The organism is Pseudomonas putida, assembly GCF_030159595.1.
Lineage (GTDB): Bacteria > Pseudomonadota > Gammaproteobacteria > Pseudomonadales > Pseudomonadaceae > Aquipseudomonas > Aquipseudomonas putida_AC.
Map to the genome: position 1 here is coordinate 288,793 of NZ_BSKJ01000005.1, position 24,824 is coordinate 313,616.

Annotated in this window: 21 protein-coding genes; 7 read left to right on the forward strand and 14 right to left on the reverse strand. The window is 62.4% G+C overall.

The features are described from left to right. The first annotated feature begins 4 nt into the window (after positions 1–4). On the forward strand, positions 5–1,837 hold the full coding sequence (locus QQL85_RS13700) for an ABC transporter ATP-binding protein (RefSeq protein ID WP_284354096.1): 1,833 nt from the start codon (positions 5–7) through the stop codon (positions 1,835–1,837). A gap of 124 nt (positions 1,838–1,961) precedes the next feature. On the opposite strand, the gene QQL85_RS13705 is transcribed toward QQL85_RS13700, so the two are convergent. Then, complete coding sequence (locus QQL85_RS13705) at positions 1,962–3,089, reverse strand: GNAT family N-acetyltransferase (RefSeq protein WP_284354097.1); 1,128 nt, start codon at positions 3,087–3,089, stop codon at positions 1,962–1,964. A 262-nt stretch (positions 3,090–3,351) separates the two neighbouring features. Here QQL85_RS13705 and QQL85_RS13710 point away from each other — a divergent pair, with 262 nt between their 5' ends. Beyond that, positions 3,352–4,596, forward strand: a complete 1,245-nt coding sequence (locus tag QQL85_RS13710; protein ID WP_284354098.1) for a putative porin — start codon at positions 3,352–3,354, stop codon at positions 4,594–4,596. A 200-nt stretch (positions 4,597–4,796) separates the two neighbouring features. Here QQL85_RS13710 and QQL85_RS13715 read toward each other — a convergent pair whose 3' ends face one another. Continuing rightward, on the reverse strand, positions 4,797–5,918 hold the full coding sequence (locus QQL85_RS13715; protein ID WP_284354099.1) for a beta-ketoacyl-ACP synthase III: 1,122 nt from the start codon (positions 5,916–5,918) through the stop codon (positions 4,797–4,799). Between the two features lie 173 nt (positions 5,919–6,091). Next, complete coding sequence (hrpA, locus tag QQL85_RS13720; protein ID WP_284354100.1) at positions 6,092–9,997, reverse strand: ATP-dependent RNA helicase HrpA; 3,906 nt, start codon at positions 9,995–9,997, stop codon at positions 6,092–6,094. A 537-nt stretch (positions 9,998–10,534) separates the two neighbouring features. Here hrpA and QQL85_RS13725 point away from each other — a divergent pair. Next, a complete protein-coding gene (locus tag QQL85_RS13725; protein ID WP_284354101.1) occupies positions 10,535–11,899 on the forward strand; it encodes a glutamine synthetase family protein in 1,365 nt (454 codons plus the stop codon). Between the two features lie 24 nt (positions 11,900–11,923). After that, positions 11,924–13,231, forward strand: a complete 1,308-nt coding sequence (locus QQL85_RS13730) for an NAD(P)/FAD-dependent oxidoreductase (RefSeq protein WP_284354102.1) — start codon at positions 11,924–11,926, stop codon at positions 13,229–13,231. A gap of 126 nt (positions 13,232–13,357) precedes the next feature. Here QQL85_RS13730 and fadD1 read toward each other — a convergent pair whose 3' ends face one another. Beyond that, positions 13,358–15,055: a long-chain-fatty-acid--CoA ligase FadD1 gene (gene fadD1 / locus QQL85_RS13735; RefSeq protein WP_284354103.1), complete on the reverse strand. Its 1,698-nt coding sequence runs from the start codon at positions 15,053–15,055 to the stop codon at positions 13,358–13,360. A gap of 297 nt (positions 15,056–15,352) precedes the next feature. After that, positions 15,353–17,041 (reverse strand): long-chain-fatty-acid--CoA ligase FadD2, encoded by a 1,689-nt coding sequence (fadD2, locus tag QQL85_RS13740; protein ID WP_284354104.1) that lies wholly within the window; start codon positions 17,039–17,041, stop codon positions 15,353–15,355. Positions 17,042–17,259: 218 nt separating this feature from the next. On the opposite strand from fadD2, the gene QQL85_RS13745 reads away from it, so the two are divergent. Next, the gene (locus QQL85_RS13745) at positions 17,260–18,204 is read left to right on the forward strand and encodes an alpha/beta hydrolase (protein ID WP_284354105.1); all 945 of its coding nucleotides are present in this window, start codon (positions 17,260–17,262) and stop codon (positions 18,202–18,204) included. 34 nt (positions 18,205–18,238) lie between these two features. Further along, complete coding sequence (locus QQL85_RS13750; RefSeq protein WP_016711909.1) at positions 18,239–18,709, forward strand: MaoC family dehydratase; 471 nt, start codon at positions 18,239–18,241, stop codon at positions 18,707–18,709. Positions 18,710–18,835: 126 nt separating this feature from the next. On the opposite strand, the gene QQL85_RS13755 is transcribed toward QQL85_RS13750, so the two are convergent. From QQL85_RS13755 to QQL85_RS13785, 7 genes are all read right to left on the reverse strand, one after another. After that, the gene (locus tag QQL85_RS13755) at positions 18,836–20,074 is read right to left on the reverse strand and encodes an RNA polymerase sigma factor (protein WP_284354106.1); all 1,239 of its coding nucleotides are present in this window, start codon (positions 20,072–20,074) and stop codon (positions 18,836–18,838) included. Then, a complete protein-coding gene (locus QQL85_RS13760) occupies positions 20,074–20,559 on the reverse strand; it encodes an SRPBCC family protein (RefSeq protein WP_284354107.1) in 486 nt (161 codons plus the stop codon). Before QQL85_RS13760 ends, QQL85_RS13755 begins: the two co-directional genes overlap by 1 nt. 20 nt (positions 20,560–20,579) lie before the next feature. Beyond that, on the reverse strand, positions 20,580–20,924 hold the full coding sequence (locus tag QQL85_RS13765) for a YciI family protein (protein ID WP_284354108.1): 345 nt from the start codon (positions 20,922–20,924) through the stop codon (positions 20,580–20,582). A 44-nt stretch (positions 20,925–20,968) separates the two neighbouring features. Then, positions 20,969–21,394, reverse strand: a complete 426-nt coding sequence (locus QQL85_RS13770) for a YybH family protein (RefSeq protein WP_104835366.1) — start codon at positions 21,392–21,394, stop codon at positions 20,969–20,971. Positions 21,395–21,548: 154 nt separating this feature from the next. Next, positions 21,549–21,881: a type II toxin-antitoxin system HicB family antitoxin gene (locus tag QQL85_RS13775; protein ID WP_284354109.1), complete on the reverse strand. Its 333-nt coding sequence runs from the start codon at positions 21,879–21,881 to the stop codon at positions 21,549–21,551. Further along, on the reverse strand, positions 21,878–22,132 hold the full coding sequence (locus tag QQL85_RS13780; RefSeq protein WP_284354110.1) for a type II toxin-antitoxin system HicA family toxin: 255 nt from the start codon (positions 22,130–22,132) through the stop codon (positions 21,878–21,880). Before QQL85_RS13780 ends, QQL85_RS13775 begins: the two co-directional genes overlap by 4 nt. Positions 22,133–22,271: 139 nt before the next feature. Continuing rightward, positions 22,272–22,529: a DUF2790 domain-containing protein gene (locus QQL85_RS13785; RefSeq protein ID WP_016711914.1), complete on the reverse strand. Its 258-nt coding sequence runs from the start codon at positions 22,527–22,529 to the stop codon at positions 22,272–22,274. Positions 22,530–22,886: 357 nt separating this feature from the next. Here QQL85_RS13785 and QQL85_RS13790 point away from each other — a divergent pair, with 357 nt between their 5' ends. After that, entirely contained in the window at positions 22,887–23,255 is a 369-nt protein-coding gene (locus QQL85_RS13790; RefSeq protein WP_284354111.1) for a GNAT family N-acetyltransferase, read from the forward strand. On the opposite strand, the gene def is transcribed toward QQL85_RS13790, so the two are convergent. Continuing rightward, positions 23,210–23,746, reverse strand: coding sequence for a peptide deformylase (gene def, locus QQL85_RS13795; RefSeq protein ID WP_284354112.1), 537 nt, complete (start codon positions 23,744–23,746; stop codon positions 23,210–23,212). The genes QQL85_RS13790 and def overlap by 46 nt on opposite strands. Next, positions 23,743–24,702 (reverse strand): YihY/virulence factor BrkB family protein, encoded by a 960-nt coding sequence (locus QQL85_RS13800; protein ID WP_284354113.1) that lies wholly within the window; start codon positions 24,700–24,702, stop codon positions 23,743–23,745. The genes def and QQL85_RS13800 overlap by 4 nt, the downstream gene beginning before the upstream one ends. Between the last annotated feature and the right edge of the window lie 122 nt (positions 24,703–24,824).

Here is a 24,824-nt window from a genome sequence, read left to right on the forward strand (position 1 = left end):
ACCCATGCTGTACCGCCGTTTCGAACAACTGATCGACATCTTTCGCGAAGCGCCCAGTGAATCGCCACCGACCACCGTGTGGCCGTTCTACCTGTATTACCTGCGCCAGGTGTGGCCAAGCTTCCTCGCACTGCTGGTGGTCGGCCTGTTCGCCTCGCTGATCGAGGTGGCCATGTTCAGCTACCTCAGCCGCATCATCGACCTGGCGCAAGGCACGCCCAATGCCAACTTCTTCAGTGAGCACAGTGGCGAACTGATCTGGATGCTGGTGGTGATCCTGCTGCTGCGGCCGGTGTTCTTCGGCCTGCACGACCTGCTGGTGCATCAAACCATCAACCCCGGCATGACCAGCCTGATCCGCTGGCAAAACCACACCTATGTGCTCAAGCAGAGCCTGAACTTCTTCCAGAGCGACTTTGCCGGGCGTATTGCCCAGCGCATCATGCAGACCGGCAACTCGCTCCGTGATTCTGCCGTGCAGGCGGTGGACGCGCTGTGGCACGTGCTGATCTACGCCATCACTTCGCTGGTGCTGTTCGCCGAGGCCGACTGGCGCCTGATGCTGCCGCTACTGCTGTGGATCGTCGGCTACGTCGCCGCGCTCTTCTACTTCGTGCCCAGGGTGAAGGAACGTTCGGTGATCTCTTCCGACGCCCGTTCCAAGCTGATGGGGCGTATCGTCGATGGCTACACCAACATCGCCACCCTGAAGCTGTTCGCCCACACCGACTACGAACAGCAGTACGCGCGCGAAGCGATCCGCGAACAGACCGAGAAAACCCAGCTGGCGGCGCGCGTGGTCACCAGCATGGACGTGGTCATCACCACCCTGAACGGCCTGCTGGTGGTCGCCACCACGGGCCTCGCACTGTGGCTGTGGAGCCAGTCGCTGATTACCGTTGGCGCCATTGCCCTGGCCACCGGCCTGGTAATCCGTATCGTCAACATGTCGGGCTGGATCATGTGGGTGGTCAACGGCATCTTCGAGAACATCGGCATGGTCCAGGATGGCTTGCAGACCATTGCCCAGCCGGTCACCGTCACTGACCAGCCCAATGCGCCAGCGCTGAAGGTGAGCCGTGGCGCGGTGCGGTTCGATGACGTGGATTTCCACTACGGCAAGGCTGCCAACGTGATCGAAGGGCTCGACCTGAACATCCGCCCGGGCGAAAAAATCGGTTTGATCGGCCCGTCCGGGGCGGGCAAGTCGACCTTGGTCAACCTGCTGCTGCGCCTTTACGACGTGCAAGGCGGGCGCATCCTCATCGATGGCCAGGACATTGCCGAGGTGAGCCAGGCCAGCCTGCGCGCACAAATCGGCATGATCACTCAGGACACCTCGTTACTGCACCGCTCGATCCGCGACAACCTGCTGTATGGCCGCCCCGGTGCGAGCGAGGCGGAGCTGCTTGAAGCCGTGCGCCGCGCCCGTGCCGACGAGTTCATCCCGCAGCTGTCGGACGCTCAGGGACGCACCGGCTTCGATGCCCATGTGGGTGAGCGCGGGGTGAAGCTGTCGGGCGGCCAGCGCCAGCGCATCGCCATTGCCCGGGTGCTGCTGAAGAATGCGCCGATCCTGATCATGGACGAAGCCACCTCGGCGCTGGACTCGGAGGTAGAAGCGGCCATCCAGGAAAGCCTGGAGACGCTGATGCAAGGCAAGACGGTGATCGCGATCGCCCACCGGTTGTCCACCATTGCGCGGATGGACCGGCTGGTGGTGCTGGACAAGGGGCGGATTGTCGAGAGTGGCAGCCACAGTGAGCTGCTGGAACAGCAGGGGTTGTATGCCCGGTTGTGGCATCACCAGACCGGGGGCTTTGTCGGGGTCGACTGACGCCTGCACCGGCCTCTTCGCGGGTAAACCCGCTCCCACAGGTCTGCACAAACGTTTGGATCTGTGCGGTCCCTGTGGGAGCGGGTTTACCCGCGAAGAGGCCAGCACAGGCAATACAAATCCATCAATCACGGCGGTAGGGCAACATCCCCCTGGCCTCCTCGGCATACCCCTTGACCCCGTCTCGCTCCTGCACCAGAAAATCCTCCACCGCCCGCCGCAACCCGGGGTGCAGCAGGTAATGCCAGGACCGCGTCAACACCGGCTCAAACCCGCGTATCAGCTTATGCTCCCCCTGCGCCCCCGCATCGAAACGCTGATACCCCTCGGCAATGGCAAAGTCCATGCCCTGATAGAAACACGTCTCGAAATGCAGCCGATCGAATTCATCCAGGCAACCCCAGTAGCGGCCAAACAGGCTGTCGCCCCCCACCAGACTCAACGCCATCGCCACATCACGCCCGCCCTGACGTGCCATCACCACACGCACAGCCTCGGGCATACGCTCGGCCAGCAGGCTGAAGAACTCGCGGGTCAGGTAAGGCGCACGGCGGCGCACCGCATAGGTGTTGGCGTAACACAGGAAGACGAAATCCCACTGCGCCTCGTCCAGCTCATCACCGCGATACCAGCGAAAATCGATGCCCTGCCCCGCCACCTGCTCGCGCTCCTTGCGCATCTGCTTACGCTTGCGCGAACTCAGGGTGTCGAGAAAATCCTGGAAGTCGCGATACCCCTGGTTTTGCCAGTGGAACTGACAACCGAGGCGCTCCATCCAGCCCGGAAGGCTCGCCAACTGTTCGTCCAACGCCGGATCAGTGAAGTTGATATGCGCACCGGAAAGCCCGCCCTTGCCCAGGTACTCCGGCAGGGCCTGCAACATCATCAGCCCGTCGGCCGGGTCGGCCGTCAGCAGGCGTGGGCCGCTGACCGGGCTGAACGGCACAGCGCCGAGCAGCTTTGGGTAGTAGGCGATGCCGGCCCGCTCACAGGCATCGGCCCAGCCATGATCGAACACATACTCGCCAAACGAGTGCCACTTGCGGTACGCCGGCAACAGCGCCCGCACCTGCCCGTCACGCTCCAGGACCAGGTGCTCGGCGGCCCAGCCGGTGTTGCGCGACACGCTGCCGCTGTCCTCCATGGCACTGAGAAAGGCATGCCGCAGGAACGGTTGGCCCGCCGGCACCAGGGCATCCCAGGTGTCCGCCGGAAGATCACGCAAATGGGCAAGGCTATACAGGCTAGTCACGGTTTCGGCTCGCTGTCTGAAGACGTTCAGTATCCCCAAGGAACGCCCGGCACTCAAATGACGAACGCCGGGCTGATCCTTTTATTCTCAATTACTTAACAACAGTGCCACTAATTAGACATTAATCTGTCATTGGCCCCCGCAATACTTGCGCCTGTTTTCCGGAACCCCAGAACCTGTCTATTCAGGCCCTTTCCGAAGACATGCCAACGCAGGGGCAGGCGCTTGAGCCTCCCCCATTTTTTTCAGTAGGGAGAACCTTATGCGTCTTGTTTCTACACTTACCGGAGTGAGCCTCACCGGCATGATGCTGGCTCTGAGCGCCCCGGCCAGTGCTGCTGTCGACGCCAAGCTGCTCGAAATGCTCCGCGCCAACGGCTCGATCAACCAGGCGCAGTACAACGAGCTGCAGGGCGACCTGGCAAAAGAAACCAAGGAAAAGGCCGACCAGAAAGCTCAGTCCGAACGGATGAGCAACTTCGAACAAAAAGTGGCATGGGCCGCCAAGACCCAGATCAAGGGTGATGTGCGCCTGCGTTACGAAGACGTCAACGTCGACAACCCGATCTCCCGCAGTGGCAACCAAGACCGTGAGCGCGTACGTGCCCGCGTCGGCTTCTACAGCGAAATCAACCCGCAGGTCGACGCCGGCGTGCGTGTGGCCACCGGCAGCAGCGCCGATGCCCGCTCTACCAACCAGAGCCTGGACAACTACTTCGAGAAGAAATCGCTGTGGGTCGACCTGGCCTACCTCGACTGGCACCCGACTGCCGTACCGAACCTGCACCTGATCGGCGGCAAGATGATGCAGCCATGGGTGAGCATGGGCGACATCATCTGGGACAGCGACATCAACCCGGAAGGCGTGGCGGCCACCTACAAGACCAACCTCGGCCCGGCCGAAGTGTTCGGCAGCATTGGCCACTACAACCTGAAAGACAACGTCGACGGCGACGGCGTGCAGTTCAAGCACGACGCACAGCTGTATGCGGCTCAGTTGGGCACCAAGTTCAACGCGGCTGACACCGTCAAAGTTACCGTCGGCGGTAGCGTTTATGGCTACGACAACGACAAGGCGTCGGCTGCCCTGCGCTCGCTGGGTAACACGACTGACGAGTTCAACCTGGTTGAAGGTTTCGGTCAGGTCGACTTCACCGGCTTCGCCATCCCGCTGTCGGCTTACGGCCAGTTCGTCAAGAACACCGAAAGCACCGATGGCAAGGACAAGGCGTGGCTGGCCGGCCTGAAGAGCAAGATCGGAGCCTGGAGCCTGGACTACAACTACCGCGACGTGCAGCGTAACGGTGTAGTCAGCCTGTTCACCGACTCCGACTTCGGTAACGGCTTCACCGGTTCGCGTGGCCACAAGTTCAAAGTGGGTTACGAAATCGACAAGAACTTCGCCCTGGGCGCGGCCTACATGATGGCCAAGACCGACTACTCCAACCTGCCGAACAGCGATGCTGACGTAGACACCCTGCAGGTAGACCTGGAAGCCAAGTTCTAAGCGACACCCTCCTCTGCTTCACGCTGAAGCGGGAAATGCCGACCCCATCCGGCGTTTCCCGCTTTTTTTGCCTGTCAGAAATGCACCGGCCTCTTCGCGGGCTCGCCCGCTCCCACAGGTACTGCACAAGTCTTGAAATGTGTGCGGTCACTGTGGGAACGGGTTTACCCGCGAAGAGGCCGATACAAGCGATACAGAAATCAGCGCTTGCGCAGAATCACGCTACCAATCGAATACCCCGCACCAAACGAGCTCAATACCCCCAGCGAACCCTTGGCCAGGTCATCCTGGTACAGGTGGAAGGCAATCACCGAACCCGCCGAACTGGTGTTGGCATAACGGTCGAGAATCACCGGTGCATCTTCCTCGGCCACTTCACGCCCCAGCAGCTTCTTGACGATCAGGTGGTTCATGCTGAGGTTGGCCTGGTGCAGCCAGAAGCGCTTCACATCGCTCGGTTGCAGGCCATTCTCCTGCAGGTGCTCACCGATCAGCTCGGCCACTTTCGGACACACCTCGCGGAACACCTTGCGGCCTTCCTGGATGAACAGCTTGTCTGCCGCACCTTCACCTTCTTCCGCCGCACGGTTGAGGAAGCCGAAGTTGTTGCGGATGTTGTTGGAGAACTGGGTCCACAGCTTGCTGCTGACGATCTCGAACGGGTGCGCCGAGGTGGCCTGGTCGGCACGCTCGATCAGCACCGCGGTGGCGGCATCACCGAAAATGAAGTGGCTGTCACGGTCACGGAAGTTCAGGTGACCGGTGCACACCTCCGGGTTGACCATCAACACCGCACGCGCCTGGCCCAAGGCCACACTGTTGGCGGCGGTCTGGATGCCGAAGGTGGCCGACGAGCAGGCCACGTTCATGTCGAAGGCAAAGCCCTGGATGCCCAGTGCCTGTTGCACTTCGATGGCAATGGCCGGGTATGGGCGCTGCAAGTTGGAGCAGGCGACGATCACCCCGTCGACATCGGCAGCCGTGCGGCCGGCGCGCTCCAGGGCCTGGCGGGCGGCAGCCACGGCCATTTCGCAGAGCACCGATGGCTCGTCGTTGGAACGCTCTGGCAGGCGTGGCTTCATGCGCTGCGGGTCGAGAATGCCAGCCTTGTCCATGACGAAGCGGCTCTTGATGCCCGAGGCCTTTTCTATGAATGCCGCGTCGGACACCGGCGCCGCTTCGACTTCACCACGCTCGATGGCGGCGGCGTTGTCCTGGTTGAACTGCTGCGACCAAGCGTTGAAGGAGGCCACCAGTTCTTCGTTGGAAATGCTCTGGGCCGGGGTGTACAGGCCGGTGCCGCTGATCACGACGTTATGCACGGTCGTTCCTCTGGTCAAAGGCCATCGCACGGGGCGCTGGCTGGAAACATGACAGGACAATGGCACTTTAGTGCCAATTTAGGGGCGTACGCTTACCCCTGTGGGAGCGGGTTCGCCCGCGAAGGGCCGCGAGCGGCCCTGAACTCCCCAAAGTTTGCCACAAATAATGGAGGTTAGCCTTCCACCTGACTCCATTGTTTGCTCAATCTTTTGTCGGAAATCGGCACCTTGGTCCCAAGCTGCTGGGCAAACAGCGACACCCGATATTCTTCCAGCCACCAGCGGTACAACGTCAGCTGCTCATCACGCTTGCCCTCCTGGGCATGCTTGTCGGCACGGGCCTTGTACTGCGCCCACAGGTTGGCCAGCTCACCGCTCCAAACCCGGTCCTTCTGCACCTGCGAACCCAGTTTCTCAAGACGCAGTTCCACCGCTTTGAGGTAACGCGGCAGCTCCTTGAACCAGACCCCAGGCGTCTCACGCACGAACCCCGGATACACGAGGTTGCCCAACTGTTGCTTGATGTCGTTCAGCGCCACCGCCTGGCTCAGGTCGATCTTGCCCTTGAAGCGCTTCTGCAGGCCATGCCACAGCTTCAGCACCTCCAGCGTCAGCCGCGCCAGGCGTTCGGCATGCTCGGCCCAGCTGCCGCGCTTGCGTTCAGCCAGCCCGGCCAAGGCCGCACCATCACGCGGCAAAGGCTGCTCGCCTTCGAGGATACAGCTGTCCAGGCTGGCCAACAGGATATCCTCGACCAATGCCTCGACCCGACCCATTTCACGGTACAGCAGGCCCAGCTCGGTCAGCCCCGGCAACTTGCCGCGCAGGAATTTGGCCGGTTCGGCCAATTGCTGCAACAACAGGCGCTGCAGGGCGCGGCGGTGCTGGAACTCGGCTTCGGCCTGGGTCGAGAAGCGCCCTTCGCGCACGGTGCCGCCCTCCTCCACCAATGCCGGGTACACGGTCATCGACAGGCCGGCGATCTTCTGCTGGGCCGTCTGCTTCACTGCGCTGAACGCCTTGGCCTGTACCGGCTGCTCGCTCTTTTCAGTGCGCGGCACGGCCAGGGCCGCCTGGCTGGCAGCAGCAAAGCGTGCAGTCAACTCGGCCAGATCGCGGCCTTCGCCAAGGAACTTGCCCTGGCCATCGACCACTTCGATGTTCATGCGCAGGTGGCCTTCCACCAGTTTGACCGACTCGTCCCAGGCTTCGTCGGACACACGTGCGCCGGTCATGCGCAACAGCTCCTGGCCCAAAGCCTGCGGCAGTGCGCCCTGACCAAAGGTCATGCGCGTCAGCGAGGCCTTGACGAAGTCCGGCACCGGCACGAAGTTCTTGCGCAGGGCCTTGGGCAGGTTGCGCACCAGTGCCACGCACTTGGCTTCGAGCAGGCCAGGCACCAGCCATTCCAGGCGTTCGCCCGGCAAGCTCGGCAGCAGCGGCGCTGGCACCCTCACGGTCACACCGTCGCGCGGGTGGCCGGGCTCGAAGTGGTAGCTCAGGGGCAAGCGCAGCTCGCCCACCTGCATACTGTCGGGGTACTGTGCTGCGGTCACCTCGCTGGCCTCGCGGGCCAGCACGTCTTCCTCGCGCATGATCAGCAGATTGGCGTCCTTCTGGCTGCCCATGCGGTACCAGCTGTCGAACGTCGCGGTCTGGTGGACTTCTGCCGGCAAGCGCGCTTCGTAGAACGCGTACAGCGTTTCTTCGTCTGCCAGGATGTCGCGCCGGCGGGCCTTGGCCTCCAGCTCATCAAGCTCTTCAAGCAGGCGTTTGTTGGCTGCCAGGCACTTGGCCCGCGACTGTATTTCGCCCCCCACCAAGCCTTCGCGGATAAACAGCTCGCGGGAGGTGACCGGGTCGATCGGGCCGTAGTGCACTGGACGGCGGCCAACCAGAATCAGGCCGTACAGGGTGATCTGCTCGTAGGCCACCACCTGCCCGCGCTTCTTCTCCCAGTGCGGTTCGAAATGGTTCTTCTTGACCAGGTGACCGGCCAGCGGCTCGATCCAGTCCGGCTCGATCTTGGCCACCATGCGTGCGTACAGCTTGGTGGTTTCAACCAGTTCGGCGGCCATGACCCACTGCGGGCGCTTGCGCCCCAGGCCCGACGACGGGTGCACCCAGAAGCGCCGTTGGCGGGCGCCCTGGTAGTCACCCTCTTCGGTCTTCTGGCCGATCTGGCTGAGCAGGCCACTGAGGATGGCTTTATGCATCTTCTGGTAGTCGGACGGTTCCTTGTTTACCGTCAGTTGCAGGTCACGGCAGATCAGCGCCAGCTGGCGGTGGGCATCGCGCCACTCGCGCAGGCGCAAGTAATTCAGGAAATTCTTGCGGCACCAGTTGCGCAGCGGGTTGGCCGTCAGCGCCTGGCGCTGCTCTTCGAAGCCGCGCCACAGGTTGACCAGCGCGGCGAAGTCGGAGTCCACGTCCTTCCACTGCGCGTGGGCCTGGTCGGCGGCCTGCTGGCGCTCTGGCGGGCGTTCGCGTGGATCCTGCACCGACAGCGCACTGGTAACGATCAGCACTTCCTGCAGGCTGCCCTGGCGGGCGCCTTCGAGCAGCATGCGGCCCAGCCGCGGGTCGATGGGCAGGCGCGCCAGCTGGCGGCCAATCGGGGTCAGCTGGTTCTCGCGGTTGACCGCCGACAGCTCTTGCAACAGGTTGAAGCCGTCGCTGATGGCCTTGCCATCCGGCGGTTCGATGAACGGGAAGGCACCGATTTCGCCCAGGCGCAGGTGCAGCATCTGCAGGATCACCGCCGCCAGGTTGGTACGCAGGATCTCCGGGTCGGTGAACGCTGGCCGGCCGTTGAAATCTTCTTCGCTGTACAGGCGCACGCAAATGCCCGGCTCGACCCGGCCGCAACGGCCTTTACGCTGGTTGGCGCTGGCTTGGGACACGGCTTCGATCGGCAGGCGCTGCACTTTGGCGCGGTAGCTGTAGCGGCTGATACGCGCGGTACCCGTGTCGATCACATAGCGGATGCCGGGCACGGTCAGCGAGGTTTCGGCGACGTTGGTGGCCAGGATCACCCGGCGCCCGGTGTGCGACTGGAAAATGCGTTGCTGCTCGGCCGGTGACAAGCGCGCATACAGCGGCAAGATCTCGGTATGGCGTAATTGCGCCTTGCGCAGGATTTCGGCGGCATCGCGGATTTCCCGCTCGCCCGGCAAGAAGATCAGCACATCGCCCGGCCCCTTGCCCTCGCTGCGCTCATGCTGCGCCAGCTCATCCAGGGTGGCGAGAATCGCCTGGTCGACGGTGAGGTCGTCCTCGATCTGGTTGCCTTCTTCGTCCTGCTCGCTGGTGAGCGGGCGATACCAGGTTTCCACCGGGAAGGTACGCCCGGACACCTCGATGATCGGCGCGCCATCGAAGTGCTTGGAGAAGCGCTCCAGGTCGATGGTGGCCGATGTAATGATCAGTTTCAGATCCGGCCGGCGGTGCAACAGGGTCTTCAGGTAGCCGAGCAGGAAGTCGATGTTCAGGCTGCGTTCGTGGGCTTCGTCGACGATGATCGTGTCGTAGCGTTCCAGGAAACGGTCATGCTGGGTTTCAGCCAACAGGATGCCGTCGGTCATCAGTTTGACCAAGGTGTTGGAGTCGCTCTGGTCTTCGAAACGCACCTGGTAGCCGACCAGCCCGCCCAACGGCGTGCCCAGTTCTTCGGCGACCCGCGCCGCCACGCTCCGCGCGGCGATCCGGCGCGGCTGGGTGTGGGCGATCAGGCCATGGCTGCCACGGCCCAGCTCCAGGCAGATCTTCGGCAGCTGGGTGGTCTTGCCCGACCCGGTTTCGCCAGCAATCACCAGTACCTGGTTTTCGGCCAGGGCCTTCTTGATTTCGTCACGCTTGGCGGCGATCGGCAGGCTGTCGTCGTAGCGCACGGTCGGCACGCTCTGCTGGCGTGCGGTGACCTGGGCGCAGGAAGCCTGGACCTTTTCCACCCACTGCGAAAGCTTCGCCTCGTCGGGGCGCTTGCGCAGTTCGTGCAGTTGCCGGCGCAGACGATGACGGTCGGCGATCATGGCGTGGTCGAGGTTTTGCAGCAGTTTGTCGATGGCGTGGTCAGTCATGGGGCTTTTTAGTGATGCAGGTGGGCCTGCTTTTTCATGATCGGCATTCGGAAAGTCGGGCGATTGTCGCAGATTTGCCGGTTTTCTGCTGCCTGTACCGGCCTCTTCGCGGGCAAGCCCGCTCCCACAAGGATCGCATCAGGGCTGGAACCTGCGGGGTCCCTGTGGGAGCGGGCTTGCCCGCGAAGAGGCCAGCTGCAGCGGCACAAATGTTTAGCCAACCGCGATGTAAAGGTTGCCATTCACTGCTTTAATCAACCTTACGCCGCATGTGAGTATCAAAGGCATGACTCTCGTCCAGCCTATCGCCCCACCGTCGTCCCGCCCTTCGCTACCGAAGGCCCGGAGCCGTGCAGGTGAAAATCCGCTGGTGCACATCATCCTCGCCTTCTGGGCCCTGTGGCACTGCCGCCACGCGCGCCCACCGGACACGTCGCTCACGCCATTGTGACCAAACCCGGCCATCGTCTGGCCGTTTGACTCAACTGGACCGCGCTTTTTGCGCGAAAGTCCTGTGCGCCCGTGAGCGAATCCATCATGCACTTTGCACCTGTAGAGCAGGCTACCCGTTTCCTGGCCGACAACCCCGATATCGAGCTGTTCGAGCTGTTCATCCTCGACGCCAACGGCGTACCACGCGGCAAGCTGCTGCACCGTGATGAACTGCTCGCCGTGTACCAGACCGGCCGGCCGCTGCCCAGCACCATCCTTGGCCTGACCCTGAACGGCGACGACGTTGAAAACTCCGGCCTGGTGTGGGATGTAGGCGACATCGACTGCCGCGCCTACCCGCTTGAAGGCAGCCTGGTGCGCCTGCCCTGGCGCCGGGTGCCAACCGCCGCGGTGCAGGTCAGCATGCACCCGAGCGAGGGCCTGCCGGCCAGCATCGCCGACCCACGTCATGTGCTGCTGCGCACCATCGAAGCACTGAAAGCCGACGGCTACCACCCGGTGATGGCCTGCGAGCTGGAATTCTTCCTGCTCGACCAGCAACGCGATGCCCAGGGCCGCCCGCAACCGGCGCTGGACAACGACGGTGGCCGACCGCGCTCCACTCAGGTTTATGGCCTGCGTGAACTGGAACAGATCGAACCGTTCCTGGCCGACCTGTACGCCGCCTGCAAGGCCCAGGGCATCCCGGCACGCACGGCGATCTCGGAATACGCACCTGGGCAGGTGGAAATCACCCTCGAACATGGTGATGCGCTGGAGGCCATGGACCAGGCCGTGCGCTACAAGCGCCTGGTAAAAGGCGTGGCCCATGCCCACGGCATGCAGGCCTGCTTCATGGCCAAGCCCTTTGCCAACCTGGCCGGTACCGGCATGCACATGCACCTGAGCCTGGCCGACAGCGCCGGCAACAACCTGTTTGCCAGCGAAGACAAGGCTGGCACCCCGCTACTGCGCCAGGCCGTGGCCGGCATGTTGCGTCACCTGCGCGACTCGCTGCTGCTGTTCTGCCCTAATGCCAACTCGTTCCGCCGCTTCCAGGCCAACAGCTATGCGCCGCTGGCACCGACCTGGGGCGTGGACAACCGCACCGTGAGCCTGCGCGTGCCCGGCGGCCCGGCCAACAGCCGGCATGTGGAGCACCGCATCTGCGGCGCCGATGCCAACCCTTACCTGGCCGCTGCGGCAATTCTTGCCGCCAGCCATCGCGGCATCCGCGAGGAACTGGACCCGGGGGCTCCCGTGGAAGGTAACGGCTATGCGCAGGCCACCGAGCACCTGCCCACCGACTGGCTGACCGCCCTCGACGCCCTGCAGAACTCCCATTGGGCGCGCGAAGCCCTGGGCGAAGACTTTCTTGGCGTGTACCTGAAGGTCAAGCGCGCCGAGTACCGCCAGTTCATGGCCGAAGTCAGCGAGCAGGACTGGCGCTGGTACCTGCACCAGGCCTGAGCCCCTACCTAACAAGGAACCCCCATGAACGCAGCATTGAACAAAGGCCCGGCACAGCGTGCGCCGTCCTATTACAGCGCCACCCTCAACGACCACACCGAGTACCCGCAGCTCAAAGGCACGGTGCAAGTGGATGTGGCCATCATCGGCGGCGGCTTCACCGGCGTCGCCACGGCGGTGGAGCTGGCCGAGCGAGGCCTGAAGGTGGCCATCGTCGAAACCAACCGCATCGGCTGGGGTGCCAGCGGGCGCAATGGCGGCCAGGTCACCGGCAGCCTGTCGGGCGACGAGGCCATGCGCACGCAAATGCGTAGCCACCTGGGCGCCGAAGTCGACGATTTCATCTGGCACCTGCGCTGGCGTGGGCACCAGGTAATCGAACAACGCGTGGCGCGCTATGGCATCGACTGCGACCTCAAGCACGGCCACCTGCATGCGGCGATGAAGCCCTCGCACATGAACGAACTGCGCGCCTTCGAGGCCGAGGCCCAGCGCCGGGGCATGGGCGAGCAGGTACAACTGCTCGACCGCGCTGCAGTGGCCGAGCACCTGCAGAGCCCGCTGTACCTGGGCGCGTTGAAGAACCTGCGCAACCTGCACCTGCATCCGCTCAACCTGTGCCTGGGTGAGGCCCGCGCTGCCCACAGCCTGGGTGCACTGATTTTCGAAAACGCCGAGGTGCTGGACATCGTCCACGGCCCGCGCCCGGCAGTGGTCACCGCTCACGGCCGGGTCGAGGCACGCCAGGTGATGCTGGCCGGCGATGTGTATCACAAACTGGAAAAGCGCCAGCTCAAGGGCAAGATCTTCCCGGCCATGGGCGGCATCGTCACCACCGCACCACTGGGAGAGCTGGCCGAGCAGATCAACCCGCAGGACCTGGCGGTGTATGACTGCCGTTTCGTGCTCGACTACTACCGCCTCACGGCCGACAAGCGCCTGCTGTTTGGCGGCGGCGCCAATTACTCGGGCAAGGATTCACGCGACATCGAAGGCGAGCTGCGCCCGTGCATCGAACGCACCTTTCCGGCGCTCAAGGGCGTGCCGATCGAGTTCCAGTGGAGCTGCGCCATGGGCATCGTGGTCAACCGCATCCCGCAGCTGGGCAAGCTGTCGGATAACGTGTGGTACTGCCAGGGCTATTCGGGGCACGGCATTGCCACCAGCCACATCATGGGCGAGATCATGGCCGAGGCATTGACCGGGACGCTGGAAAAGTTCGACACCTTCGCGCAATGCAAGCATGTGCGGGTGCCGATGGGGGACTTGCTGGGGAACCCGCTGCTGGCGGCGGGGATGTGGTACTACCAGATGCTGGAAAAGCTGCGCTGATTTCACAGGCCCCTTCGCGGGTAAACCCGCTCCTACATTTATCGCGCGAACCCAAGGGTTACGCTGTACATGTAGGAGCGGGTTTACCCGCGAAGAGGCCAGTTAAGCCAGCGGCGATTCAGAAGGTCAGGCGATCTTCTTCAAGCCTTGCTTCTTCAGCTCTTCATCGCGCAATTCGCGGCGCAGGATCTTGCCCACGTTGGTGGTCGGCAGCGAATCACGGAACTCGATCTGGCGCGGCACCTTGTAGCCGGTAACGTTGGCACGCATGTGCTCCATCACCTGCTCCTTGGTCACCGTCATGCCCGGCTTGACCACGATGAACACCTTGATCACTTCACCCGACTTCTCGTCCGGAACACCAATGGCCGCGCATTGCAACACGCCCGGCAAGGCCGCCAGCACGTCCTCCAGTTCATTGGGATACACGTTGAAGCCCGAGACCAGGATCATGTCCTTCTTACGGTCGACGATACGCATGTAGCCGTCCGCCTGGATCAGGGCGATGTCACCGGTCTTCAGCCAGCCTTCGCTGTCGAGAATCTCGGCGGTGGCGTCTTCACGCTGCCAGTAGCCCTTCATCACCTGCGGGCCCTTGACGCACAACTCGCCCACCTCGCCCAACGGCAGCTCATTGCCAGCGTCGTCGATGATCTTGCACAGGGTCGAAGGCACCGGAATACCGATGGTGCCCACCTGGTTGGCCTCTGACGGATTCACCGCCGCCACCGGGCTGGTTTCGGTCATGCCGTAACCTTCGCAGATGGCGCAGCCGGTAACGGCCTTCCAGCGCTCGGCCACGCTCAGTTGCAGGGCCATGCCGCCCGACAGGGTGATTTTCAGCGCCGAGAAGTCCAGGGCGCGGAACGCCTCGTTGTTGCACAGGGCAACGAACAGGGTGTTCAGGCCGACAAAGCCGCTGAACTTCCATTTGCCCAGTTCCTTGACCATGGCCGGCAAGTCACGCGGGTTGCTGATCAGCACGTTGTGGTTGCCGATCAGCATCATCGCCATGCAATGGAAGGTAAAGGCATAGATGTGGTACAGCGGCAGCGGGGTGATGAGGATCTCGCAACCTTCGTGCAGGTTGGACCCCATCAGCGCCCGGCACTGCAGCATGTTGGCCACCAGGTTGCGGTGGGTGAGCATGGCGCCCTTGGCCACGCCGGTGGTGCCACCGGTGTACTGCAGCACGGCCACGTCGTTGGCCTGCGGGTTGGCCTCGGTCACCGGCTGGCCCTTGCCCAGTGCCAGGGCGTCGTTGAAGCGCACGGCACGCGGCAGGCTGTAGGCCGGCACCATCTTCTTCACATACTTGATCACGCTGTTGATCAACAGGCGCTTGAGTGGCGGCAGCAAGTCGGCCACTTCGGTGACGATGACGTGTTTGACCTGGGTCTTGGGTACCACCTTCTCGGCCAGGTGGGCCATGTTGGCCAGGCACACAAGGGCCTTGGCGCCAGAGTCGTTGAACTGGTGTTCCATCTCCCGGGCGGTATACAGCGGGTTGGTGTTGACCACGATCAGCCCGGCACGCATGGCACCGAATACCGCCACCGGGTATTGCAGGACATTGGGCAGTTGCACGGCAATGCGGTCACCCGGCTTGAGGTCGGTATGCTGCTGCAGCCAGGCGGCAAATGCCCCCGACAGCGCATACAGTTCGCCATAAGTGATAGTCTTGCCCAGGTTGCTAAAGGCCGGTTTGTCGGCAAAGCGTTGGCAGGATTGCTTGAGTACCGCCTGGATATTGGGGAATTCGTCAGGATTGATTTCCGCCGTAATCCCGGCTGGGTACTTATCCTTCCAAAAATGTTCGATCATGGAAGCCCACTCCTTCAGCAACAGCGAAGTTCGATTGGCGCGTCGATGCGCTTATTATTGATATGAGACGGCGGTTCGTTGCAAACCGGATCGTCTGAAAGCGGGCCGAGAGTAACAGCTTTGCCTGGGGTCGCCTAGAGGCCAAAACAGGCCTTATAGTCACAAAAATGACTCAATGAACAATACAGGTCATTTTTAGAGTTTTTAACCAAAATGTCGCAGATCGGGCTGTAATTAGCCTGTTAGAGCCGTTTAAAGGCCTTCGCGGGCTCACCCGCGAAGAAGCCAGCACAGCATTTACGCGATGTCGCGCAACTCCCGTCGCAGAATCTTGCCCACCGGCGTCATCGGCAACGACTCGCGCAGCACGATGTGCTTGGGCACCTTGTAGCCGGTGAAGTTGGCTTTGCAGTAGGCCTTGAGCTCATCCACGCTAACCCCACCTTCACGCGGCACCACGAACAGCTTCACCGCCTCGCCGGAACGCTCGTCCGGCACGCCGATGGCTGCACAGTTGGCGACCTTGGGGTGGCCCATCACCACGTCCTCGATCTCGTTGGGGTACACGTTGAAGCCCGAGACGATGATCATGTCCTTCTTGCGGTCAACGATGCGGGTGAAGCCGTCCGGGTCGATCACCGCAATGTCGCCGGTCTTGAACCAGCCGTCCGCATCCAGGGCCTGGGCTGTAGCCTCGGGCTGCTGCCAGTAACCTTTCATCACCTGCGGGCCCTTGATGCACAGCTCGCCCCGCTCGCCCAGCGGCATCTCGTTGCCCTCATCGTCGATCACCTTGAACGCGGTACCCGCCACCGGGATACCTACGGTGCCCAGCCGCGCCAACTGGCCATAGGGGTTGGTACTGGCCACCGGCGAGGTTTCAGTCAGGCCATAGCCTTCGACAATGCGGCAGCCGGTAAGCGCTTCCCAGCGCTCGGCAGTGGCCTTGACCAGCGCCGTACCGCCGGAGTTGGTGACCTTCAGCGCCGAGAAATCCAGCTGACGGAAACCGGGATGGTCCATCAGCGCAACGAACAGGGTATTCAGCCCCAGCAGCGCGGAGAAACGCCACTTGCCCAGCTCCTTGATGAAGCCTGGGATATCCCGCGGGTTGGTGATCAGCACGTTGTGGTTACCGGTGACCATCATGCACATGCAGTTCGCGGTAAAGGCATAGATGTGGTACAGCGGCAGCGGCGCGATCATCACCTCCTGGCCATCCTTGAGCAGCTTCTGCCCATCGGGGCCGTGCTGCGAGAAGCAGGCCAGGACCTGTAGCATGTTGGCCACCAGGTTGCCGTGGGTGAGCATCGCGCCTTTGGCAAGGCCAGTGGTACCGCCGGTGTACTGCAGCACGGCGATGTCGTCCAAACGCTGCGGCACCGGTTTGTGCGACAGCTCGCGCCCTTGGCGCAGCACCTGTTTGAACGATACGGCCTGAGGCAGATGATAGGCCGGCACCATCTTCTTCAGCTTGTCGACCACCGTGTTGATCAGCCAGCCCTTGGCAGCAGGCAACAGGTCGCCCATCTTCGCCTCGATCAGGTAGTCGATGCCGGTGTCGGGCAGTACCTCCTGCACACGCTTGCCGAACATGTTCAGGTACACCAGCGCACGTGCGCCGCTGTCCTTGAACTGGTGGCGCATTTCGCGCTCGGTGTACAGCGGGTTGGTGTTGACCACGATCAGGCCGGCGCGCATGGCACCGAAGACGGCGATGGGGTATTGCAGCACGTTGGGCATCTGCACCGCGATGCGGTCGCCCGGTTTCAGGTCGGTGTGCTGCTGCAACCAGCCGGCGAAGGCGGCCGAATGGCGCTCCAGCTCCGCGTAGGTCAGGGTCACGCCCAGGTTGCTGAACGCCGGGCGGTCGGCAAAGCGCTTGCAGGAGCGCTCGAACACCTCGACGACCGAGGCGTAGGCATTGATGTCGATGGTGGAAGGCACGCCTGCGGGGCGCTTGTCATTCCAGAAGTCGGCTTGCATTTATTATTGTTCCTCTGCCTGGACCTGCACTGCGTCCTTTAGTCCTTTACCTGATCGCCTGCTGGCGAAAAGGCGTTGATCCGACGTTAGCAGGTAAGTCCAAGGTGGCATATACGCCAAGTGCCGCCATTAACATTGTGAATCTTATTTGTGCCCTTCCTGCAATCCGGCCGGTTGTGCATACACTGTTCGGGTACCTGTGCGCACAAGGACCCGCCATGCCCCACGACGCCTTCTGGCTGCCCGCCAGCGAGCACTGCAGCTTGTATGTGCACCAATGGCTGCCGGCCAAACCGGTGAAAGCCGTGGTGCTGCTGGCCCATGGCATGGCCGAGCATGCCGGGCGCTACCAGCGCCTGGGGCAGGCCCTGAGCGAGGCCGGCTTTGCCCTGCTCGCGGCCGACCAGCGCGGCCACGGGCGCACTGCCGAACTGGGCAGCCTCGGCCTGTTCGCCCGCCATCATGGCTGGAATGCCGTGGTCAACGACCTCGGCCGGGTGGCCCAGCACATCGGTCAGCAGTACCCCTGCACGCCGCTGTTCCTGTTCGGCCACAGCATGGGCAGCTACATCGCCCAGGCCTACCTGCTGCACCACAGCGCCAGCCTGCACGGGGCCATTCTCAGTGGCTCCAACTACCAGCCGGCGACGCTGTACCGCGTGGCCCGGCAGATTGCCCGGCTGGAAGCCTGGCGCCAGGGGCCGTTGGGCAACAGTGCACTGATCGAGTGGTTGTCGTTCGGCGCGTTCAACAAGGCATTCAAGCCCAACCGCACGGCATTCGACTGGCTCAGCCGCGACCCGGCCGAGGTCGACCTGTACGTCAACGACCCGTTGTGCGGCTTTCGCTGCAGCAACCAGCTGTGGCTTGACCTGCTGCAAGGCTTGGCGCAGATCAGCCAGCCGAGTAACCTCGCGCAGATCGATCCGAACCTGCCCATGCTGGTGATCGGGGGTGAATGTGATCCGGTCAGTGCCGGCAAGCGTCTCACCCATCTGGCCGACGCCCTGCGCGCGACCGGCAATCGACATGTACAGCTGCGCGTCTATCCTGAGGCGCGGCATGAAGTACTCAACGAAACCAACCGTGACGAGGTCACCGCCGATATTCTCGGCTGGCTTGAACAGGCGCTGGCCCTTGGCCGCCCCGTGCGCAGTGAATGATAGCCGCCCTCGCCCAACGCTTAAGGAAGCACCGATGTCCCAGGTCACCAACACGCCTTACGAAGCCCTCGAAGTCGGCCAGAAGGCCGAGTACAAGAAATCCGTTGAAGAACGCGATATCCAGTTGTTCGCTGCGATGTCCGGTGACCACAACCCAGTGCACCTGGATGCCGAGTTCGCAGCCAAGAGCATGTTCCGCGAGCGCATTGCCCATGGCATGTTCAGCGGCGCGCTGATCAGTGCGGCAGTGGCCTGCACCCTGCCTGGCCCTGGCACCATCTACCTGGGCCAGCAAATGAGCTTCCAGAAGCCGGTGAAAATTGGCGATACCTTGACCGTGCGCCTGGAAATTCTTGAGAAACTGCCGAAGTTCAAGGTGCGCATTGCCACCAATGTGTACAACCAGAACGATGAGCTGGTGGTCGAGGGCGAGGCCGAGATCCTGGCACCGCGCAAGCAGCAGACGGTCGAGCTGGTGTCGCCGCCGAACTTTGTGGCTAGCTGAAGATTGATGTAGCCCGTACCGGCCTCTTCGCGGGCAAGCCCGCTCCCACAGGATCGCAACAGGGCTGAAGCCTGTGCAGTACCTGTGGGAGCGGGCTTGCCCGCGAAGAGGCCGGTACTGCCAACATCACTCGATAACCTTCAGCCGCTGCTCGATAAACCGCCGCTCCGGCAGCTGCCGGGTCAAGGCCAATGCCTGCTGCCAGGCCTCACGCGCCTCCTCCACCTGCCCCAGTTGATAGTGCAACTCGGCCCGCGCCGCATGCGCCAGGTGATAGTCCAGCAACTCCCCCCGCGCCAGAATCCCCTCGACCACCCGCAAGCCAACCTCCGGTCCATCCCTCTTGGCCAGTGCCACCGCCCGGTTCAGCTCCACCACTGCTGACGGCCAATGCCGCTGCAACACGTCATACAGCCCGACGATCTGCGCCCAGTCAGTCTCCTCTGCCGTCGCCGCTTCGGCATGCACCGCAGCAATCGCTGCCTGCACGGTATAGGCACCAAATGCGCGACTTTGCAGCGCCTGGCGTACCAGCTCACAGCCCTCGTCAATGCGTTGCCGGTCCCACAGGCTGCGGTCCTGCCGCTCCAGCACCACCAGGTTGCCTTGGGCATCGGTTCGCGACCGCTGCCGGGACGCTTGCAGCAACATCAAGGCCAACAGGCCGACCGCTTCCGGATCGGGCAGCAACTGCACCAACAGCCGTGCCAGACGGATGGCCTCATCACTCAGGTCCTGCTGCAGCAGCGCCTCGCCCGATGACGCCGAATACCCCTCGTTGAACACCAGGTAGATCACCCGCAGCACGCTTTCCAGGCGCTCGGGCAGTTCGTTCAGCTCCGGTACCTGGTATGGGATGCCAGCGTCGCGGATCTTGGCCTTGGCGCGGACAATGCGCTGGGCGATGGTGGCCGGGCTTTGCAGGAAGGCGCGGGCGATCTGTTCGGTGGTCAGGTCGCAGACTTCGCGCAGGGTCAACGGCACTTGGGCATCGGCAGACAGTGCCGGGTGGCAGCAAGTGAAAACCAGCCGCAGGCGGTCATCCGCCAACAACTCGTCTTCGCTCGGGTCTTGTACCTGCCCGTCCAGCAGCATGCTCAGGTCTGCCTGGGAGCGGTCGAAGCGGGCACGCCGGCGCAGCGCATCGATGGCCTTGAAGCGCCCGGTGGAAACCAGCCACGCCCGTGGGTTATCAGGGATTCCGTCGCGCTGCCAACGCTCGACGGCGATGAAGAAGGCATCATGCATGGCCTCCTCGGCCAGGTCGAAATCACCCAGCAGGCGGATCAGCGTTGCCAGAATGCGCCGCGACTCCCGCCGGTACACCGCCTCGACTTCGGCGCGCACCTGCGCCAATGCCACCATCAGTCAGGCATCCGTTGGGTCACCACCTCCACCAGGCGGTCCAGGCTTTCTCCCCAGCCTTGGTAGAAACCCATTTCCTCATGGGCCCGGCAGTCCGTAGCATTCCAGTGCCAGGCGCGGGCGGTGTAGCGGGTTTTGCCGTGCTCCTCGTCAAAGCTGATCACGGCGGTCATGAAGGCCTTGTCCGACGGCACCCAACCGGGGCCGAAGGCATCGGTGAACACCAGCCGGCGCGGCGCGGCAATTTCCAGAAACACGCCCTGGTTCGGGTACTCGCTGCCATCCGGCGCACGCATCAGGGTACGGAACAGGCCGCCGGCCCATAACTGCATCTCGCACTCCGGGGTGGTCATGCCGTGCGGCCCCCACCACTGCATCAGCCACTGGGGTTCGGTCCAGGCGCGAAACACCTTGGCCGGTGGTGCATCGATCAGGCGGCTGATGGACAACTCGTGTTGCGCTTGCGCAGTGGGAGCAAGGCTCATGCTGTTGTTCTCCGTAGCGGTCAGGGTTGCAGTTCGCGCACCGGTCGCACTTCGACACTGCCGACCCGTGCGGCGGGGATGCCCTTGGCGATGTTCAGCGCTTCGTTCAGGTCGCGGGCCTCCACCAGGTAAAAGCCGGCCAGTTGCTCCTTGGTTTCGGCGAACGGGCCGTCGGTCAGGCTCATGTGTCCGTTGCGCACGCGTACCGTGGTGGCGGTCTGCACCGGCTTCAGCGCCTCGGCCGCCAGCATTCGCCCGGAGCCGTGGATGGCTTCGGCATACGCCATGCATTCGGCGTCTTCCGGGCTGTCGGGCAGGCTGTGCAGCAGCCCCTCGTCACAATAGACCAGGCACAGGTATTTCATGGTCGCCTCCAGGGCATTGGCAAAGTGCGTTTGGCGATAACGGCTCAGGGCTTGAGATCGAACAGGGCTTTCTGGGTTTCCATGTCGAAGGGGGCCGACCAGTGTTCGTGGATGACCTGCCACTGGCCACCCTGACGACGATAGCCCACGGTGGCACGCATGAAGCCGCACTGGCTTTCGTCATCGCCCGGGCCGCAGCGGTTCAGCCAGTGGGCCAGGGCCAGGTCGCCAGCGGCGTGTACAGTGAGTTCGGCCAGTTCGAAAACCATGGGGCCGGTGCACATGCCCATGCACATTTCCCAGTGCGCGGTGTAGGCAGCCTTGCCTTTGAATTGCAGGGCCTGGATGGCATCGAAGGCAACGATGTCATCGGCATAGGGGGCGGTGATGTTGGGGATGTCGCGATCGCGCACGGCCTGCATCCAGCGCTCGATCAGTTGACGGATCTCGGTTTCGGCTGCGGTGCTCATCGGGGGTTCCTCCGACAGGTCATAGGGTTTGGGCACGGTGTGCAGCGTGCTTCACCTATGGTCGAACGGAGAACGGAGGAATCGACAGGCGTTGGAAATTAATCTGCTTTAGCGTTGACAGAGTAGCGCCGAAAAAGCACGGACGCTTTCTGGCTTAAGCCATTGCGGCTTGTTCAAAAACTTCGTCGGCCCACTGGTTCAAGCTTTTGCCGGCAGCTCGGGCAGCAACACTCGCGGCAGCATGAACCTCAGGCCGGATTCGCAGCATGACCTTACCCGAGGCAGGCTTCTGCGGCGCAATACCCTGCTCTGCACAATCGGCCAGGTAATCTTCCAACGCATCGCGAAACGCCTCATGCAACTCGGGCACCGAGCTTGCGTGAAAACTGATGATGTCTCGCATACCAAGCACACGGCCAACGAAGATGTCATCACGCTCGTCGTACTCGATACGCGCGGCATAGCCTTTGTAGCGCATGCAACTCATGTCCTGACTCCTGCCCGCAACAGGAATTCGCGGGCTTCTTCAATCTGATACCGCTTGGTTTCTTTACCTGGATGAGGCCGATGACACCTCCAAAAGTGGTCACCCAGCATCAGCTTGACCCTGGAGCCTTGCCGTTCCTGCACCTGGCCACCTAGGTGGAGTACCAATGCCTCAATCTCGGAGAACGCCAACGACGCCGTGGTCGGCGTTCGGAAAATAGCTTCACGAATTTTGCGGTATCGAGTGCTCATCGAAAAATGCTATCAAATTAAGATAGCACTTTTTCCACGATATTCATTCAGGACTTTTCATCGGTTGAGCTGCAAGAAAGCGGATGGCCCCCTAGCCATAGGATGGTGCGAGGGCCATCAATACCCTACCAAGGCCTGATCAGCCCTGCTGACAACCTTCACCCATGGCCCGGTACTGGATGGTGTGCACCTGGCCCTGGTGGTCTTCATAGGTCATGGTCGCAGGTACCACTTCGCAGACATTGGGGATGGTCGACAGGTTGATCACCCGTTTGATGTCCAGGTTCATGGAGTAGTCATACTGCTGGGCCACAGGCTGGCTGGAGACGGGTGTGGCCTCATCGGCGAGGGCGAACGAGGACATACCGACCAATGCAAGAATCAGTAATGGTTTCATGTGGGTTTGCCTTTTGAGCGTTCAAGCTGATCGATTGACTTCTATTGCCGTGAACGGCGCGGAGAAGTTGCCATCTACGGTGAAGATGGCACGAAGTACCGATCCCGCTTCGTACTGCCAGGGGGGATGTGTAAAAGTCTACTCCCGGCTGGCAATAGTTGAACCCCGTAGTCGGATATTCACCCTTGCCGGTTTTGCAACAATCTGCGTCAAATTGGCCGCTAACTATCAGGCCAGAGCCTTTGGCCAGCTATCAGGGCAGGATTCGCCATCTCATTAAAAAAACTTCACTGCTCGATACTCTCGGCCACAGAGCGCCGGCTGCTGGACCATTTTTACCGCCAGCACGGCTCGCGCATGCGCGCTGCGAGCGATGCAGAACTGTGGGTGGCGAGGGCCCCAGGCATCATTGCCGGGTTGAGCCTGAGCCGCGTGGGCGATGGCTTCTGGCTGACCGGGCTGTTTGTCGACCCGCTACACCGCAGCCAAGGGGTGGCCGGGCAACTGATCGAAGCGGCGCATGAACAGGCAAAGGGGCCGACCTGGCTGTTCTGCCACCCGGACCTGGCCCCCTTCTATCAGCGCCTGGGTTTCCACATGGCAGGGCAACTGCCCGAAAGCCTGGCAAGCCGCCTGCTGCGCTACCAGCGCAGCAAACGCCTGGTAGCGCTGGAGCGAGCTCAGTCGTCGCTGACGTCGAGCCCAGGGAACAGCACCTCGGTGTAACCGAACTTGGCGAAGTCCTGAATGCGTGACGGGTATAGCCGCCCGATCAGGTGATCGCACTCGTGCTGCACCACCCGTGCATGAAAACCGTCGGCAAAGCGGCTGATCGGGTTGCCCTGGGGGTCGACCCCTTCGTAGCAGATGTGCTTGAAGCGCGGCACCACGCCACGCAGGCCAGGCACCGACAGGCAACCTTCCCAGCCGTCCTCCACTTCGGTGGACGTCGGGGTGATGACCGGGTTGAGCAAAATGGTCTGCGGCACCGCTTCGGCATCCGGGTAGCGCTCGCTGCGCTCGAAACCGAAGATCACCAGTTGCAGGTCGATACCGATTTGGGGTGCTGCCAGGCCCACACCGCCCACATGGCGCATGGTTTCGAACATGTCGTCGATCAGTTGCTGCAGTTCGGCAGTGCCAAACAGGTGTTCGGGCACGGGCGGGGCGATGCGCAGCAGGCGTTCGTCGCCCATCTTGAGAATGTCACGGATCATCTGGGGTTGGGCTCGGACGGTTGGGGCTGGGTCGGTTGCGGGTGCTCATGGCCCAGCACGGTAATGGTTTGCGGGGCTTTGTGCCCTTCAAAATCCTTCTCGCCAGGGTTCTTGCCCTCGCTCGACATGTGCTCGATCACCGCGTTCATTTCCGCGCCCAGCAACAACACGGCGGCGGAGATATAGAAATACAGCAACAGCACGATGATTGCACCGATGCTGCCGTACATGGCGTTGTAGTCGGCAAAGGTTTTCACATAGTAGGCAAAGCCCAGCGAGGCCACGATCCACACCACCACCGCCAGCACCGAGCCGGGTGTGATGAAGCGAAACTGCTGCTTCACGTCAGGCATCACATAGTAGATCACGGCCACCGCCACCATCAGCAGCATGATGATTGCCGGCCAGCGCAAGATGGTCCACAGCGTGACGATGAACTCTTGCATGCCCACCTGCGCAGCGATCCACTCCATCACCTGCGGGCCAAGCACCATGAGCGCAGCAGCCACCAGCAGCATGCCGGCAAGGCCCACGGTATAGATGATGGAAAGCGGTATGCGCTTCCATACCGGTCGGCCTTCAGGTACGTCATAGGCGGCATTCATGGCACTCATCATCAGGCGCACGCCGGCCGAGGCGGTCCACAAAGCGATCACGATACCCACCGACAGCAGCCCGCCCTTGGACTGCTGCAACTGGTCGATGACCGGGTTCACCTGTTCCAGTGCCTGAGGGGGAAGCACCAGTTCGGTCTGCAGGCGCAACCAGGAGAAGAAGTCTGGCAGGTGCAGAAAGCCGATCAGGGCAATCAGGAACAACAGGAAGGGGAACAGCGAAAACAGCGCTTGGTAAGCCAGCGCGGAGGCATAGGTAGACATTTCGTCGTCAAGGAATTCCTTGACGGTGCGTACCAGCACGCGGTGCAGGGGCAGGCCGCGCAGGTCGGGGAAAATCATAGCGTCTCCTTTCGCCGCTTGATCATTTCAACAGACAAGTCTAATAGACCATGTGCTTGCTGTGCTGCTCCCGGCCATGCTTGAAGAATTTGCTTACAACAGGCCCTGCCTCTTCGCGGGCT